At 26.3% G+C, this 17,987-nt stretch carries 18 protein-coding genes; 15 read left to right on the top strand and 3 right to left on the bottom strand.

Annotated features, from left to right (window positions below):
• Positions 1-6 precede the first annotated feature (6 nt).
• On the top strand, positions 7-471 hold the full coding sequence (locus tag D3Z33_RS16515; protein WP_201750451.1) for a hypothetical protein: 465 nt from the start codon (positions 7-9) through the stop codon (positions 469-471).
• A gap of 1 nt (position 472) precedes the next feature.
• Here the strand turns inward: D3Z33_RS16515 and D3Z33_RS06365 are convergent, their stop codons facing one another.
• Positions 473-2,056 carry an ABC-F family ATP-binding cassette domain-containing protein gene (locus D3Z33_RS06365; RefSeq protein WP_160196942.1) on the bottom strand — a complete coding sequence of 528 codons (1,584 nt, stop codon included), beginning with the start codon at positions 2,054-2,056 and terminating at the stop codon, positions 473-475.
• A 238-nt stretch (positions 2,057-2,294) separates the two neighbouring features.
• Here D3Z33_RS06365 and D3Z33_RS06360 point away from each other — a divergent pair, with 238 nt between their 5' ends.
• The 14 genes from D3Z33_RS06360 (at position 2,295) to D3Z33_RS06295 (ending at position 16,726) form a co-directional block, all read left to right on the top strand.
• A complete protein-coding gene (locus tag D3Z33_RS06360; RefSeq protein ID WP_160196941.1) occupies positions 2,295-3,929 on the top strand; it encodes a hypothetical protein in 1,635 nt (544 codons plus the stop codon).
• A 66-nt stretch (positions 3,930-3,995) separates the two neighbouring features.
• Positions 3,996-5,900 (top strand): ABC-F family ATP-binding cassette domain-containing protein, encoded by a 1,905-nt coding sequence (locus D3Z33_RS06355; protein ID WP_160196940.1) that lies wholly within the window; start codon positions 3,996-3,998, stop codon positions 5,898-5,900.
• 87 nt (positions 5,901-5,987) lie between these two features.
• Positions 5,988-6,551: a class I SAM-dependent methyltransferase gene (locus tag D3Z33_RS06350; protein ID WP_160196939.1), complete on the top strand. Its 564-nt coding sequence runs from the start codon at positions 5,988-5,990 to the stop codon at positions 6,549-6,551.
• A gap of 117 nt (positions 6,552-6,668) precedes the next feature.
• Complete coding sequence (locus tag D3Z33_RS06345) at positions 6,669-6,980, top strand: hypothetical protein (RefSeq protein ID WP_160196938.1); 312 nt, start codon at positions 6,669-6,671, stop codon at positions 6,978-6,980.
• Between the two features lie 23 nt (positions 6,981-7,003).
• Positions 7,004-8,065, top strand: a complete 1,062-nt coding sequence (locus D3Z33_RS06340) for a V-type ATPase subunit (protein ID WP_160196937.1) — start codon at positions 7,004-7,006, stop codon at positions 8,063-8,065.
• On the top strand, positions 8,066-10,027 hold the full coding sequence (locus tag D3Z33_RS06335; RefSeq protein ID WP_160196936.1) for a V-type ATP synthase subunit I: 1,962 nt from the start codon (positions 8,066-8,068) through the stop codon (positions 10,025-10,027).
• An 18-nt stretch (positions 10,028-10,045) separates the two neighbouring features.
• The gene (locus D3Z33_RS06330) at positions 10,046-10,474 is read left to right on the top strand and encodes an ATP synthase subunit C (RefSeq protein ID WP_243153438.1); all 429 of its coding nucleotides are present in this window, start codon (positions 10,046-10,048) and stop codon (positions 10,472-10,474) included.
• Between the two features lie 9 nt (positions 10,475-10,483).
• Entirely contained in the window at positions 10,484-10,792 is a 309-nt protein-coding gene (locus D3Z33_RS06325; RefSeq protein WP_160196935.1) for a V-type ATP synthase subunit F, read from the top strand.
• A gap of 12 nt (positions 10,793-10,804) precedes the next feature.
• Positions 10,805-11,440, top strand: coding sequence for a V-type ATP synthase subunit E family protein (locus tag D3Z33_RS06320; protein WP_160196934.1), 636 nt, complete (start codon positions 10,805-10,807; stop codon positions 11,438-11,440).
• Positions 11,430-13,223 (top strand): V-type ATP synthase subunit A, encoded by a 1,794-nt coding sequence (locus tag D3Z33_RS06315; protein ID WP_160196933.1) that lies wholly within the window; start codon positions 11,430-11,432, stop codon positions 13,221-13,223. The genes D3Z33_RS06320 and D3Z33_RS06315 overlap by 11 nt, the downstream gene beginning before the upstream one ends.
• A complete protein-coding gene (locus D3Z33_RS06310; protein WP_160196932.1) occupies positions 13,223-14,608 on the top strand; it encodes a V-type ATP synthase subunit B in 1,386 nt (461 codons plus the stop codon). Before D3Z33_RS06315 ends, D3Z33_RS06310 begins: the two co-directional genes overlap by 1 nt.
• A gap of 2 nt (positions 14,609-14,610) precedes the next feature.
• Positions 14,611-15,225: a V-type ATP synthase subunit D gene (locus D3Z33_RS06305; RefSeq protein WP_160196931.1), complete on the top strand. Its 615-nt coding sequence runs from the start codon at positions 14,611-14,613 to the stop codon at positions 15,223-15,225.
• Positions 15,226-15,326: 101 nt separating this feature from the next.
• Positions 15,327-15,830: a sigma-70 family RNA polymerase sigma factor gene (locus D3Z33_RS06300; RefSeq protein ID WP_160196930.1), complete on the top strand. Its 504-nt coding sequence runs from the start codon at positions 15,327-15,329 to the stop codon at positions 15,828-15,830.
• Positions 15,827-16,726, top strand: coding sequence for a zf-HC2 domain-containing protein (locus D3Z33_RS06295; RefSeq protein WP_160196929.1), 900 nt, complete (start codon positions 15,827-15,829; stop codon positions 16,724-16,726). The genes D3Z33_RS06300 and D3Z33_RS06295 overlap by 4 nt, the downstream gene beginning before the upstream one ends.
• A 396-nt stretch (positions 16,727-17,122) precedes the next feature.
• Here the strand turns inward: D3Z33_RS06295 and D3Z33_RS06290 are convergent, their stop codons facing one another.
• Complete coding sequence (locus D3Z33_RS06290) at positions 17,123-17,848, bottom strand: coenzyme F420-0:L-glutamate ligase (protein ID WP_160196928.1); 726 nt, start codon at positions 17,846-17,848, stop codon at positions 17,123-17,125.
• Positions 17,841-17,981, bottom strand: coding sequence for a hypothetical protein (locus D3Z33_RS06285; protein ID WP_160196927.1), 141 nt, complete (start codon positions 17,979-17,981; stop codon positions 17,841-17,843). The genes D3Z33_RS06290 and D3Z33_RS06285 overlap by 8 nt, the downstream gene beginning before the upstream one ends.
• Between the last annotated feature and the right edge of the window lie 6 nt (positions 17,982-17,987).

The following is a 17,987-nucleotide window of genomic DNA, read 5'->3' as shown; positions in this document are numbered from 1 at the left end:
GATTATATGATTAAAACTATAAATAAGTTAAAAATAAATTTAAATGAGAAAGAGGTAAAAAAGCTTAATTTAGATTTATTAGAGAAATTATATAAAAAATTGAAAACTTTTTCTAATGATTGCAAGGAATGTAGTGATTACCTAAATAGATTAGAAAAGCATATTCAATTTTTAGAAGAAAATCAATATAGTTTAACTAAAGACATCTATAAAAGAAATGATGAATTAATAAATGATATAACTACACACCTTAGGGAAGGACATAATATTATACAAGAAGACTATTATACTGGGATATATACAGCCTTAGGAATAAGTATAGGTTCAGGATTAGGAGTAAGTATAGGATTACTTATATTTGATAATATTGGACTAGGAATACCTATTGGTACTGGACTAGGAACAAGTATAGGTTTAGTAATAGGAGCTAATATGGATAAAAAGGTTAAAGAAGAAGGTAGAGTAATTTAAATTACTCTACCTTTTCTAAAAATTCATCATAACTCATCATTTTATCAATGATACCTTCTGGAGTTACTTTTATTATTCTATTTGCGATTGTTTGTATAAATTGGTGGTCATGTGATGTAAATAATACATTAGACTTATAATCCTTTAGTCCATTATTTACAGCTGTAATTGATTCAAGATCTAAATGGTTAGTAGGTTGGTCAAGTATTAATACATTTGCACTACTTAACATCATTTTAGATAACATACATCTTACTTTTTCTCCACCTGATAATACTTTAGCTTTTTTTAGTGCTTCTTCACCAGAGAAAAGCATTCTACCTAAAAATCCTCTTAAATAACTTTCTGATTGATCTTCAGAAAATTGTCTCATCCAATCAACTAAATTTAAATCTACATCATTAAAAAATTCTGAGTTATCTTTAGGGAAATATGCTGTAGTTATAGTTACTCCCCATTTGAAGCTACCACTATCAGCTTCTATTTTACCCATTAATATTTTGAATAATGTAGTTATAGAGATTTCATCTCCTACAAAGGCAATTTTATCTCCTTTATTTACAGTGAAGTTTACATCTTTTAAAATTACTTCCCCATCAATAGTTTTATTTAAATCTTCTACCATTAATATATCATTTCCAACTTCTCTTTCAGGCTTAAATCCTACAAAAGGATATCTTCTACTTGATGGTTGTATATCATCTATAGTAATTTTTTCTAATAATTTTTTACGAGAAGTAGCTTGCTTTGATTTAGATGCATTTGCACTAAATCTTGCAATAAATGCTTGTAATTCTTTTACTTTTTCTTCTTTTTTCTTATTTTGATCTTTCATCATTTGTTGAGCTAACTTACTAGATTCATACCAAAAATCATAGTTTCCTACATAGAGCTTTATTTTTCCAAAATCTATATCGCAAATATGAGTACATACAGTATTTAGAAAATGTCTATCATGAGATACAACTAAAACTGTACCTTCAAAGTCTAGCAGAAAATCTTCTAACCAGTTTATAGATTTTATATCTAAGTTATTGGTAGGCTCATCTAATATTAATATTTCTGGATTACCAAACAAAGCTTTTGCAAGCATTACTTTTACTTTATCTGAACCAATTAATTCATTCATTTTTTTGTCATGCATATCTGTCGGTATTCCAAGTCCTTGAAGCAAAGCAGAAGCTTCAGATTCAGCTTCCCAACCATTTAATTCAGCAAATTCTCCTTCAAGTTCTGCTGCTTTTATTCCATCTTCATCTGAAAAGTCTTCTTTCATATATATTTGATCTTTTTCCTTCATTATTTCATAAAGTCTAGAGTTTCCCATTATAACTGTTTCTATAACTGGATACTCATCATACATAAAATGATCTTGTTTTAAAACAGACATTCTAGCATCTTTTGGAATACTTATATCTCCTGTATTAGGTTCTATTTCTCCTGAAAGAATCTTTAAAAAAGTAGACTTTCCAGCACCATTGGCACCTATGATTCCATAGCAATTTCCAGGGTTAAACTTTAAATTTACATCTTTAAAAAGTTTTTGATCCCCATATCTTAAACTTATATTAGTTACTGTAATCAATAAATTTTCATCCTTTACATATAATTTTACAATTCCAATAAATTATATCATAATATTTTATAACTTCATATAGAATAAAAAAAGGAATATACATACTTTTATAGAATATAAAAATTAAATTAGATAATTTAAAGAATAAATAATATGTTTCAATTTCTTCATAATTTTCAGACATATTATACATTGAAATTATGATAAAATTATATAAATAAATATAATTTAGATAATGGGGGATAGTATGAAAAATAAAATATTTTTTAGAACTATATTAATAGTAGTTGTATTAGTAATTGTAATGATTTCTATGCATTTTTATAATTTTCTAAATATTAGTGAAATAAGCTTTACAGATGATTGGAGTGAAGACTTTAAAATAGGTGAAACGAATGATGATGATTTTAAATTATCTTCATTAGAAGATAACATACTCAACTTAAATATAGAAAAACCTAATAAATTTAATTTTAATATTATAGATAAAAAAGGTGAAGTGAAGGATAGTGGGACTACTGAAATTTCTAATTTTGAGTATAAGAATGTAAATCAATCATATTTAATAAAAGATAAATATATTTACCTTTACAAAAATAATGTATATATGTCTACATTTGATGGAGATAAGTTTTTAGAACCTATAAAAATAATTGAAAATGTAAATTATTTAACTGTACGTATGATAGATGAAAATATAATAATAACTACATCTAACGATGAAAAAGTATTAGCTTATAAATTTCAAAATGAAGAGTTAGAAAATATATTTGAAAAAGAAAATGATAGAAATATAAAGAGCGCATATTATAGTCCAGAAGATAACCTTTTAATATCCGTAGAGGATAAAGGTAGAGATAGAGAATTATTAACTCTTTTTAATGAGAAAAAAAATGAAAATATTGTTTTAGTTGATATAAATAAATACACTGGATATAGTATAAAAGATATAAATATAGATAATTTAGAAGACAGATTAGTTGTAACTTATTTAAAAAGATTAAATAAAGATGGAAGCAAAGACTATCAAATAAATAATATTAGAATTGATAAAGATACCTTGGATTTTGAGAGTACTAAATATTATCTAGATAATTATGATATATATAATTTGGAATCAGATATAGAAACCTATGTGGTAAATAATGAAATTCATATAATAGGATCGGGAGAAAACTCAAGAAATCAATATTCATCAGATAAAAACGATATATTTGATATGACACTTAAGAAAAATGGTGAAGTTAAAAATGTAGAGTTTATCTCTACTACTGATGAATATTCAAACCAGATTGAAATAGTAAAGTTTAATGGAAATAAATATGTCGTATTTAATGATGTGGTTTATGACAGTGATGATCTTAGAATATTTAGTGACTCAGAGGAAATGATGGCTAAAGAAGGCATAACAAGAGAAGATTATTTATCAGCTGGCTTAAAATCAGTAGTTATACCTTTTATATCAATAATGTATACAGTGATTAGAGGACTTATGATAATTTTTGTGATGGCATTACCTTTAGGAATATTTTATTTTACTTACTTTAACAAGGGGTATAGTAAAGATTCTATAAAGATAGCAGTCATGATAGGTATATATATAATTGCAAATATAATAGTATTTAAATTTATATATTTTACGCAAGGGAATGAAATATATTATCCAAATTTCTTTTTTAGCAATTTTTATAGATTATTAGGACCTTTAGCTATGAATATTATTTCAGGCTTAGCTACTTTTATATTCTATAAAGAATCTAAGAAAAAAGGCATGGAACTATCATTTATAGCATATCCTACATTTTTTATAATAATAGATGTATTTTTAAACAATATATTATATGTACCATTTTTGACTATATTTAGACTCTTTGGATTTTAGATAGTTTTTTCATACCTCTTAAAAATGATATAATATATATATAGAAATTTTTAAGAGGTGAAAGAATTGAATTTATTAACTTTAGAAAATATATCAAAGCGATATGGAGAAAAAGAATTATTTAATAATATAACTTTTGGAATAAATGAAGAAGATAAGATAGGTCTTATTGGAATAAATGGAACAGGTAAATCCACTTTATTAAAAATAATTACAGGGAAAGAAAGTCCTGATAGTGGTAGAATTATTAAAAGAAATGATATAAGAATAGAATATTTAAGTCAAAATCCTCATTTTGAAAAAGGTGCAACTATATTGGAGCAAGTTTTTCAAGGTAATAGTGATATTATGAAAACTATAAGAGAATACAATAGGGCTATAGAAGATAAAAATACTTCAAACGAAAATATAATAAAATTATCATCGGAAATGGATAAGAAAAATGCATGGGAATTAGAAAGTGAAGCAAAAGCAATATTAACTAAATTAGGCATAAGTAATTTTACTAGAAAAGTAGATAATTTATCTGGAGGTTTAAAAAAGAGAATAGCTCTTGCATCTGCTCTTATAAAACCATGTGATTTATTAATATTAGATGAACCTACAAACCATTTAGATAATGATTCAATAGATTATCTAGAAGAATATTTAAATAATAGAAAAGGTGCCTTACTAATGATAACCCATGATAGATATTTTCTAGATAGAATAGTGAACAAAATAATAGAATTAGATAACAAGAATATATATGAATACATGGGTAACTATAATTACTTTTTAGAAAAGAAATTAGAAAGAGAAGAACTTTTAGAAAAAGAAGAGCAAAAAAGAAAAAAGTTATATAATAGTGAATTAAAATGGATAAGAACTGGTGCAAAAGCAAGAACTACAAAACAAAAAGCAAGAATTAATAGATTTGAGAATTTGAAAGAAAGTAAAATAGATACTACAAAAGAAAATATAGATATATCAGTTGGAAGTAGAAGACTTGGTAAAAAGATTGTTGAATTAAAAGACATATCTAAAGCTTATGGTGAAAATAAAATAATAAAAGACTTTACTTATACAGTATTAAGAGATGATAGAGTAGGTATAATAGGAGAAAATGGAATAGGTAAATCTACTTTGATAAATATAATAAATAGAATTACAAATCCTGATGCTGGGAAAGTAGAGATAGGTGAAACTGTTAAAATAGGATTATTTTCTCAAGAGACTTCTCATATTGATGGAAATCAGCGTGCAATTGAATATATAAAAGAAGGAGCAGAATATATAGAAACAGGAGATGGAGATAAAATAACTGCATCTCAAATGATGGAGAACTTTCTCTTTTCAAAAGATTTACAATGGTCATATATATCTAAGCTTTCTGGTGGTGAAAAAAGAAGGTTACATCTCTTAAGGGTTCTTATGGAGACACCTAATGTATTATTATTAGATGAACCTACAAATGATTTAGATATAGAAACTTTAAGAATATTAGAAGATTATTTAGAAAACTTTGATGGAGCTGTAATAGCAGTTTCACATGATAGATATTTTCTAGATAAAATAGCAGAAAAATTATTTGAATTTAAAGGTGAAGGTGAAATAGTACAACATACAGGTAATTATACTGCATTTAAAAAAAGTAGAGATAAAGCAATAAATACATTATTTAAAAAAGAAGAAAAAACCAAAAATGAAAAGAAAAATAAAGAGAAATCTAAAAGTCAAAAATTAAAATTTTCTTATAATGAAAAAAAAGAATATGAGGAAATAGACGATATTATATTAGATTTAGAAACTAAAATAGAAGAAATTGATCAAAAAATAAATGATACTACTTCAGACTATGTTTTATTACAAGAGCTATTAAAAGAAAAGGAAGTACTGGAAGAAAAGTTAGAAGAAAAGATGGAAAGATGGATATATTTAAATGGGTTAGCTGAAAAAATAGAAGAAGAAAAAATAAAAAGTAAATATTAATTAAAAAGCTCAGGAAATTTTCCTGAGTTTTTTGGGTATATAATAACTATATAATTCATATACTATGCTAAGCTAAGGGGGGATTATATGGCATATTTCGATAATATGGAAAATGCAAAAGAATATATTAATATGGCAGAAGGAATAGATGGAACTTATTTAGTTAACATATTAAAGAAGTATTTACAGAAAGGTTCTACTATTTTAGAATTGGGTATGGGACCAGGAAAAGATTTAAATTTACTTAAAAAAGATTATAAAGTTACTGGTTCTGATAAATCAAAGGCTTTTTTAGATTTATATAGTGATGAAAATAAAGATATAGAACTGTTATTACTTGATGATAAAACTTTAAATATAGATAGAAAATTTGATTCAATTTATTCAAATAAGGTTCTTATTCATTTAGATAAAGATGAACTAAAGGAATCTATAAATAAACAATATGATATATTGAATAATGATGGTATAGCTCTTCATAGTTTTTGGAGAGGAGAAACAGAAGAAATAGTAGATGGATTAAAATTTGTATATTATGATAAAGATGAATTAATAAATTTGTTTAGTAAAAAATTTAAAATTTTAGATATAGCATATTATACTGAAATGGAATATAAAGATTCAATATATATTGTTATAAAAAAGGCTTAATTTAGTTGGAGTCTTTTTTTTGTGTAATGGGTATATTATTAGTGTAGAGTTGAATTTAAAATTTAAAGAGATATAATATAATTATATGAAAATTTAAAATCAATAGAGGTGATATATTTGGAACAAATTATAAAAAAAATAATTGATATAGATAAAGAAGCAATTGATTTAGAACAAAGAACTAAGGATTTAATAGAACGAAAACAAAATAACTTGAGAATGTATTTTCAAGATATAGAGAATAAGGAGCAAAAAAAAGCAGAAGAAAAGATACGAAAAGAAACAAGTTTGATAAGACAAGAGACTTATAAAACTATTAAATTTATGGAAAATAAAAAAGAAAGAAAGATTTCAAGTTTCAAAAAGGTATATAATGAAAATAAAGAGAAAATGATTGAGAAAGCGCTAAAACAAATATTAGAAATATAGTTTTCATCTAAGGAGTGAATATGTTGAGTAGTGTTACAAAATTTGCTGCTGTAAATACTAAAATAAGAGCATTGAAACGAAAAATGCTTACATTGAATGATTATGAAAATTTAATATCAAAGAATACTATTGAAGACTTTGTAGATTATTTAAAATCTAACACAGGATATAGTGAAGCGTTAGGACAAGTGAATATAAAAGGTATACATAGAGATAAGATAGAAATATATCTTAAAAAATATATGATAAATCAGTATGAGAAAATAATTCATTTTTTTATTGGTGAATATAGAAAACTATTTAAAATATTATTTAAAAAATTTGAGATAGAAGATTTAAAATTATATTTAAGAACTCTTGCTAGAGGAAAAGATTTAGATTCTATAAAAGATTTGATACTTTATAAGGGAAGTTATAGTATTGTTGACCATGATAAGTTAATTAAGTCAAAAAATATTTCTGAGTTAATAGAAAATTTAAAAGGAACAATATATTATGATAGACTTCATCCTTATTTAGACGAAGAAGAAGATAGATTGATGTTTTATATTGAGATGAACCTAGATAGACTTTATTTTACAAAATTATATGAACAGATTGAGCATTTAAAAAGCACAGATAGAAAAACTTTAGAGGGTATATTAGGTATAAATATAGATCTTTTAAATATAGAGTGGTTATATAGAGGGAGTAAATTTTTCAATTTATCTAAAGAAGAACTCGTAAATTATGCTTTAAAGGGTGGCAAGATAACAAATTATAATTTAATTAAAAAACTTAGCTATGCAAACTCTGAACAAGACTTTATAGAAATAGTAGCTACTACCCCGTATTATTTTTTATTTGAAGATAAAAATACAATAGATTTATATATGGAAATAAAATTAGAAACTTATATGTATAATAGATTTTTAGATTATTTCAATCAAGGCAAAATGAATATAATGGTTGCTGTAAGCTATATCCACTTATTAGAATATGAAATAAGAGATATAATATCTATAGCTGAATCTATAAGATATGATTTAGATAAAAAAGAAACAGAAAAATATATTATAAGAGAAATTAGCAAGGGGGTGAAATAATTGAGTATAGAAAAAATGTCTATGATAAATTTAGTAGGTTCAATTGAAGATGTAGATAAAATTTCAAGACAAATTATACTTTCTGGAAACTTAGATGTAGTAAGTGCATTAAATGAAATAAAACAAAGTAGATTTAATTTAGATGTAACAGAAAAAAATGTAGAAAGTTTGGCAGGAATGGCAAGTGTTCATCCCTTAACTTTACATGAAGGTTATAAAAAGGCTCTTGAAAAAATGAAACTAATAGAAAAAATATATGATGAAAGCTTTGATATAAAGGAAGAATATATAAATGAAAATTGTAGCTTAGATGCTATGGAAAAAAATATGGATGAGCTGTATAATAAAATTTTGCCTATAATGAATAAAAGAGAAAAGATCAAAAATGATATAGATAATATACAAAAATCACTTGATAATATAAAGCTAATAGAGGGATTAGATATAGAGCTTGAAAAATTAGATGATATGAAGAGATTTAATTATTACTTTGGATTATTATCTAAAGAAAACAGAATAAAATTGAAAAAAAATTATGAAAATATTCCAGCTATAGTTTTACATGAAGACACTCTAAACTCTGGCGAACTATATCTTGTAATATATCCAGTTGACTTAGGGAAAGAAACTGAAAGAATATTACGTTCTTTAAGTTTTAAAAAATTAGATATTAAAAAAGGATTTAAAGGCAAACCTAAAGATATAATACAACAATTAAATCAAGAAAAACACAATAAAAAGTCAGAATTATTAAAAGTTATAGAAAAACTAGAAAATTTCAAACAAGAAAATAGAAAAACCATTGAAAGATGTTATTCAATATTTAAATTACAGGAAAGAGTAAATAGCCTAAAAAAGTTAATGGTAGCAACTAAATACTTTTTTTATTTATCCGCATGGATACCTACCAATTGTACAGAGGAGTTTGAATCAAGATTAAAGGATTTTGATATAACTATTCATTATGAAAAGGAAGAAAATTTAACTACTGCATTAAATCCTCCTACAAAATTAAAAAACAATTGGTTATTATCTCCTTTTGAATACCTTATAGAGATGTATGCAACGCCTTCATACAAGGAATTAGATCCTACTCCTTTCTTAGCAATAACATATATGTTATTTTTTGGAGCTATGTTTGGTGATATAGGCCAAGGTTTTGTGATAACAATTGGAGGGATTTATTTAGGTAGAAAAAATGGAAGTAAATTTGCAAAACTTATATCAAGAATTGGTATAAGCTCTATGATATTTGGTTTTTTATATGGAAGTGTATTTGGTTTTGAAGAGATAATTCCTGCATTAGTAATTAGACCTTTTGAAAATATACAAACGGTTTTAATAGCTTCAGTTTCAGCAGGTGTGTTTTTAGTATTTATAGCTTATATATTTAATATTATTAATGGAATAAGATTAAGTGAATATGAAGATGCCTTATTTGGGAAAAATGGAATTGTTGGTGGCTTGTTTTATGGAATTGTACTTTATTTGGTAGCACAAAATTTCTTAAACCTACCTCAAATTTCAACATTTTTAGGAATTATAATATCCTTAATTTTAATAGCATTAATGATATTAAGAGAGCCTTTAACAAATATTATTTTTGGGAATAAACCTTTATATTCTGAAGATATAGGTGCTTATTATATAGAAAGTTCATTTGAAATAATTGAAACATTACTTAGTATGATTAGTAATACACTTTCTTTTATAAGGATTGGAGCATTTGCTCTAACACATGTAGGATTATTTATGGCATTTCAAGTTATATCTGATATTTTAAGTAATTTAGGATTTAGCATAATAGTATTAACTATTGGGAATATAGTAATAATTGCTTTAGAAGGTCTTATAGTTGGTATTCAAGCACTCAGACTTGAGTATTATGAATTGTTTAGTAAATATTATAGAGGAGAAGGGAGACCTTACAAACCTTTTAAAATACATGAAGAAAATAAATAGATTATGGGAGAGATAAAAATGATTATTGCAATAATGATTATGACAACTATTTTAGTAATTGCTACTATAGCAACAGGTTTATATTTTTTAAATAAGGGAAACCACCATACAGGATTAAAAATAAGTAAAGCTTTAAGAATAAATCTATTTGTATTTATACCTTTACTTTTAGGAGCACTTACTATACTAATGCCAGATGCTGTAAGAGCTGCTACTAGGGCACCAGAAGAAACTAGTGCTTCTGGACTTCAATATATTGCAGCAGCACTATCTACAGGACTTGCAACAATAGGTGCGGGTTATGCAGTTGGAGCAGTTGGATCCTCAGCACTTGGTGCAGTATCAGAAGATCCTAAAATACTAGGTAAAACTCTTATATTTGTAGGACTTGCAGAAGGTGTTGCAATATATGGATTAATTGTATCTATATTTATACTTTTTGTATAGGTGATATTTATGAAATCATTTTTAATAAGTGACAATAGAGATACACTTCTTGCAATGAGACTTGCAGGAATTGATGGAATAATAGCACATGAGAAAGAAGAAATTTTAAAACAGCTAAACTCTGCACTAAAAGATAAAAATATAGGAATTATAATAATAACAGAGAAAATACAAGATAAAATCATGGATAGGGTAATGGAAGTAAGGATAAATGAAAATAATCACCTTATAGTTACAATACCTGATAGACATGGATTTTCAAGTAAAGAGGATTTTATAACTAAATATATAAATGAATCTATAGGAATAAAAATATAGGGTGGTGGTAATTTGATAACCATTGAAGAAAAATTAAATCTCTTTTCCAAACATGTTTTTGAAGAGATTAGGGGAACTAGCGAAGAAAAAATAAGGAAAATAGAACAACACAACAAAGAGCAAATGGACGCACATAGATATAAAATAGAACAAGAAAAGAAATCATACGCAGAAGAGGTAATAAAAAAAGAAAAAGAAAAAAATGATAAACAAGTTTCTCAGAAAAAAGGACAAATTAAAAAGGAAATTATGCTTGAAAAGAATAGACTATTTAATAAGCTTATAGAGGATATAGAAAACAAATTAACAATATTTATAACTACTAATAAATATAAAAATTATCTGAGAAATATTGTGGAAAATGGATTGAAGGAAATGAGTAACAAAAATAATATAGAAGTGAAAATTTCTAAATATGATATGAAAAATAATAAAGAAGATATAAAAACTATAATATTAGACAATGGTTTTAAGAATATAAATATATTGGAATCAGGTGAAGATATAATTGGTGGAATGATATTATTTGATAAAAGTAATCGTGCTATTTTGGACCTTAGCCTTCTAGATAAATTGGAACAGAATAAAGAGTATATAGGAAAAATGTTATATGAAGCATTGAGAGAAGGTGAAGAAAGTGAAAAATAAATATGGCATAATATCACAAATTAATGGACCTGTTATAAAAGGAAAATCTATGAGCAATTTTAGAATGAGAGAAATGGTGACAGTAGGAAATGATAAATTAATTGGAGAAGTAATATCAATAAATGGTGACATAGGGACTATTCAAGTATATGAAGAAACAGAGGGACTTAAGCTTAATGAGAAAATTTATCCTACAGGTAGACCTTTATCACTTAAATTAGGACCTGGAATGCTTGGGAATATGTTTGATGGCATACAGAGACCTTTACAAAAAATAAATAAAATTTCACAAAATTTTATACCTGAAGGAATAGGCCTTTTATCTATTGATGAAGAAAAATTATGGAGTGTAAAAATCAATGTTAAAAAGGGAGAAAAGCTAAAATCAGGAGATATCTTTGCAGAAGTAGAAGAAACTTCTTTAGTGACTCATAAAATAATGATTCCGCCTAAATTAAATGGAGAAGTAGTAGAAGTAAAAGAAGATGGACAATACAATATAGAAGAAACACTTATAGTTTTAAAAGATAATAAGGGCAATAATCATGATATAAAGATGTATCAATATTGGTCAGTAAGAGAACCTAGGCCGGTGATGAAAAGAAGGCAGATAGAGAGACCACTTGTTACAGGTCAAAGGGTTATAGATATATTTTTTCCTATAGCAAAGGGTGGTACTGCCGCAATTCCAGGTGGATTTGGTACAGGGAAAACAATGACTCAGCATCAACTTGCTAAATGGTCTGATGCAGATATTATAATATATATAGGTTGTGGTGAAAGAGGAAATGAGATGACAGAGGTTTTAGAAGATTTTCCAAAGCTTATTGACCCTAAATCAGACAAACCTATAATGGAGAGAACAATACTTATAGCAAATACTTCAAATATGCCTGTTGCAGCAAGAGAAGCAAGTATTTATACAGGAATTACTATGGCAGAATACTTTAGAGATATGGGTTATCATGTAGCAATAATGGCAGATTCTACTTCAAGATGGGCAGAAGCTCTTCGTGAGATATCAGGTAGACTTGAAGAAATGCCAGCAGAAGAAGGATATCCTGCATATCTTCCAACAAGACTTGCTGAGTTCTATGAGCGAGGTGGCTATGTTGACACATTAAATGGGAAAGAAGGTTCAGTCACTATAATAGGAGCAGTATCTCCTGCAGGAGGAGATTTTTCTGAGCCTGTAACTGAAAACACTAAAAGGTTTGTAAATGTATTTTTGGCTCTAGATAAAGATTTAGCATATGCAAGACATTATCCCGCAGTAAATTGGCTTGAAAGCTATAGTGGATATATTAAAGTGTTAGATGAATGGTATACGGAAAATGTAGCAAATGATGCATTTAAATTAAGAGCTAATATTATGAGATTGCTTCAAGAAGAAGATAAATTAAAGGATATAGTTTCTCTTGTAGGTGAAGATGTATTACCAGATGATCAGAGGTTGGTATTAGAAATAGCAAAAGTTATTCGTAATGGATTTTTACAACAAAATGCATTTCATAAAGAAGATACTTATGTACCACTTAAAAAACAATATAAAATGTTAAAGGCTATAGATTATTTATATAAAATGACAAGTAATAATATAAGAGAAGGGATTGCAATATCTCAAGTAAAAAATGATCAATTATTTAATGAAGTCACTAAAATGAAATATAATATTCCTAATAATGAGCTAGAAAAAATAGACGAACTAGAGGAAAAGATTAAGTCTTATTATACAAATTTACTGTCAAAATATAAAGATGATGGAAATGAGGATGTGATTTAATGAAAAAGTCTTATATGGGACTCAAATCTATAGATGGACCACTCATATCCTTAAATTCTATAGAAGGGGTAGGATATGGTGAACTTATAAATATAGAAACTGAAGATAATGAACATAAAACTGGAAAAATTATAAAAATAGAAGAAGATAATATGGTAGCTCAAGTATTTGAAACTACATCAGGTATGAGCACAGAAGACACAAAAATAAGATTTACAGGAAAGCCATTTACAGTAAAATTATCAAAAGATATAATGGGTAGAGTTTTTAATGGATTAGGTGAACCTATAGATGGTGGAGGTAATATTTATACTGGGAAAGATTATAATATAAATGGTAGGCCTATAAATCCTGTAGCGAGAAAATACCCTAGAAATTTCATACAAACTGGCATATCTTCTATAGATTGCTTAACAACACTTATAAGAGGGCAAAAATTACCTATATTTTCAGGAAATGGACTAAGTCATAATGAACTTGCAGCTCAAATAGTAAATCAAGCTAAAATAAGTTCAGATGAGGATAAAGAGTTTGCTATAGTTTTTGCAAGTATTGGTTCAAAACATGATGATGCTAACTTTTTCATAAAGAGTTTTGAAGAATCAGGAGTACTTGATAATGTAGTAATGTATATAAATTATGCAGATGATCCTATAGCAGAAAGAATTACTACTCCAAGATGTGCATTAACTGCAGCAGAATATTTGGCATTTGAAAAAAATATGGAAATACTCGTTATAATGACAGATATAACAAGCTATAGTGAAGGACTTAGACAAATTTCATCAGCTAGAGAAGAAGTACCAAGTAGAAAAGGATATCCAGGATATCTTTATTCAGATTTAGCGGCACTTTATGAAAGAGCAGGAATGCTTAAAGATAGAGAAGGTTCTATTACATTCTTACCAATACTTACAATGCCAAATGATGATATAACTCATCCTATCCCTGATTTAACAGGATATATTACAGAAGGACAAATAGTTCTAGCTAGAGATTTAGATACTAAAAATATATATCCTCCAGTTGATATATTGTCATCACTTTCAAGACTTATGAAAGATGGTATAGGGGAAGGTTACACAAGGGAAGATCATCCTGATGTTTCAAATCAACTTTTTTCTTCATATTCTAAAGTAATTGATATTAGAGAATTAGCACAGATTATAGGAGAAGATGATTTGTCAGATGAGGATAAAAAGTATATGGAATTTGGAAGAAATTTTGAAGAAAAATTTTTAAAGCAAGGGAATTCAGAAAACAGAACTATAGAAGAAACTCTAAACTTAGCTTGGGAGATATTAGCTATATTACCTCCAAATGAATTAGATCGTATAGATCCAAAGATTATAGAAAAGTATGGACATTATGGAAAGGACAAATAATAATGGCTAAGAGAAAAGTTCCAACTAAGAGTAATTTAATGAAAGCTCAAAGTTCAAAAAAATTAGCTGAAAAGGGATATGATTTATTAGATAAAAAAAGAACTATATTAATAGGAGAAATGATGAATCTAATAGATGAAGCGAAAGAGATACAATCTAAAATTAGATCTACATTTAGCGATTCATATAAAGCATTACAAGATGCAAATGTCACAATGGGTATAAACAGTGTAGAAGAAATAGCCCTTTCTATAAATAAAGAAGATGATTTTGAAATATTACTTCGTAGTGTAATGGGAGTGGAAATACCAGAGGTTAAATATGATAAAAAAGACTTTAAAGCTCAATATGGTATATTTAGATCAAATCCAGCACTAGATACAGCAGTAATTGATTTTCAAAACATAAAATATCTAATATATAGATTAGCTGAAATAGAAAACTCAGTATTTAAATTAGCAACAGAAATACAAAGAACTCAAAAAAGAGCCAATGCTTTAGATAAAATTCAAATACCAAAATATAAAAAACAAATTAAATATATAGAAGAAACATTAGAAGAAAAAGAAAGAGAAGACTTTTTTAGACTTAAAAAAGTTAAGGAAAAGAAGAAATAAAAAGCTAGAATGGGTAAAACTATTCTAGTTTTTTACCGTTTAGTTAAAAAACTTGTAAGATATTTATTCTTTATGCGTCTTATATATGAGGAGGTGAAAAAGTGACAAGTGAAGAATTTGAAAATATATACCAAATTTATTTTAAAGATATATATTATTATATGTTAAGTTTATCTAAGGATAAACATATAGCAGAAGATATAACTTCTGAGACATTCCTAAAAGCAATAAAATCTATCGATAAATTTAGAGGAGATACTAAGCTTAGAGTATGGCTATGTCAAATTGCAAAAAATGAATATTTTTCATATTTAAGAAAAAATAAAAAAGTAGATTTTAGGAAAGATTTAGACGATATTATAGAAAAAGAAGAAGCTGACCTTTTTGAAAAAGATATAATATCCAATGAAGGGTTTATAAAAATAAGTAATATTATTCGTTCTTCACTTAAAGAGCCTTACAATGAAATATTTAGATTAAGAGTATATGATGAATTAAGCTTTAAAGAAATAGGAAATATATTTGGAAAAACTGATAACTGGGCTTGTGTCACTTATCATAGAGCAAGGAAGAAAATACAAAAAGAATTGGAGGGAAAATCATGAAATTAAGTTGTAATACAATTCAAGATCTATTGCCTTTAGTAGCAGAAGATTTAGCGAGTGAAGATACAGTAAATATTATAAATGAACATCTAGAAAAATGTGAACGATGTAGATGTGAATATAAAGAACTAAAATCAACTGAAATAGACTTTGAAAATGAAAAGGATTTAGAAGCTATTCCTTTAAAAAATGTTAAAAGAAAACTTAAAAATAGAAATATCTATATAGGAATTTTAACAGCACTTATCGTCTCTCTATTTTTATTTATAGCATTTGATAAACTTACAAAACCTATCCCTATAGTTTATTCCAAAGCTGTTGAATCAATAGAAGAAGAAGACGGAAAAGTGTTCATAGAATTTAGTGAAGATGTATCTAATTATGAAATTAATTACTCTGAATATTATGGAGAAGTTCATTATGATATTGTTGCCTGGACAACTTATTTGAGTAGTATATTTGATACAGGAGAGGTGAAAAATGCGGTAATAAATGTTAAAGAAGATAAAGTTGATACAGTATACTATTTAAATCAAGATGGTAGTTTAGATAAACTTATTTATGGTGAATCTTTTGAAAAAAATACAATTACTCTTCCAAGACTAACTATTAATTATTATTTTGTGATAGCAGGAATAGTTTTTATTATATTCATGATTTTATCATTAATATTTAGAAAAAATCATAGAATAAATAAAATAACTACTCCAATAATGATATTAGCTTTATCTTATATATTATCACATATTATTATATTAGGAACTAATGGCACAACTTATCACATGATTAGAGATTTTCTCTTTATTATCATAATAGGAATATTATTATTTAGTATATTTATATTGTTAATATATAAGAATTATTTCGCAAAAATTAAAAATGATATAAATAAATAAATGTAATATAATTTTATAATATATAAAGGGAATATATAAAACAAATAAAGAAGAAAAACTAGAATGGGTAAAACTATTCTAGTTTTTTACATCACTGAGAGTATAAAAAAAGATTTAAATTATAATTTTAATACTATTAAGCAAGTTTCTATAATTTATGTAGTGAGCAAACACTTCTACAGAAATACATAGTTTTCTGAGTATCTAAAAAGCCAACAACCGAAACTAAACTCTATTTAAAAGAGGATAGTATAAGATTATTAATTACTTTAAACGAAAAATAGACATATTCAAAGAGTTAATTGCATTTGAAAAAAATATAAGTAACTTAATTTATTTACAAATTCATCCAGAATTTAAAGGTTTAAACTATTTTCTAATGAACTGAGATATTGATTAATCTTTATTTTTTGCAAGTGCTGAATTAATACAAGAACTTTGATTAAAATCAAATTCATATCCAGAAATAATTACAACAGGTTTGTTGTTTCCTCTTTGTCCCATCAATATACCAGCAGAGGCGGCAAACATATCACAAATGGTTTCTTCAATTATTTTTCCATTAAAAGAAGTGGTTCTTAATGGGTCTAAACCGTAGATGCCGATTGCAATTTGAGTAGCTCCTCTTTTTTCGATTCTTCCGTCACTATCGGTGATTATAACGGCAACATTTATGCCTAATTTATTTAAAATTTTCTCGCCTATATTTTTAGCACTCTCGTCAGGATTTATAGGAAGCAAAATTATTTTATCTTCACTAAATTTATCTATACCGGCACTTGTTAGTCTCATTCCATTAGGCAACCAAGCACCTATATAATTATCTGATACCTCTACTCTAGACCCATCTGCTGCACCTGTTTCATTAATTATTTGTTGAATGATTCTCGGGTCTTTTCTCGGCACTTTCTTATGTATTTCATAAGCTAATGGTGAGGGAATTATAGATTCTAAAGAAAGAATTCTACTTTCTGCTATAGATACAATTTTGGAAGCTACACATAAAATATCATTATTTTGTAAAGTTATTTTATTATATTTTATACAATCCATAATGATATCACTAATAATATCACCTTCATTTATTATAGGAAAATTAAGTATTGTCTGTAAATTAATCATTACTAACCTCCAATATTTTTGTCATATATTCAAATGATTCTTTCGAATATATGTATTTATATTTTTCCTCTGATGCATGAGTTTCCACACTTATGGTTATATTTCTACGAAATAAACCTTCTTGACTTAACATATTAAA

The organism is Senegalia massiliensis, from assembly GCF_009911265.1.
Taxonomy (GTDB): domain Bacteria; phylum Bacillota; class Clostridia; order Tissierellales; family SIT17; genus Anaeromonas; species Anaeromonas massiliensis_A.
The sequence above is the reverse complement of the archived record's forward strand: the minus strand, read 5'-3'. Positions and strand labels throughout refer to the sequence as shown.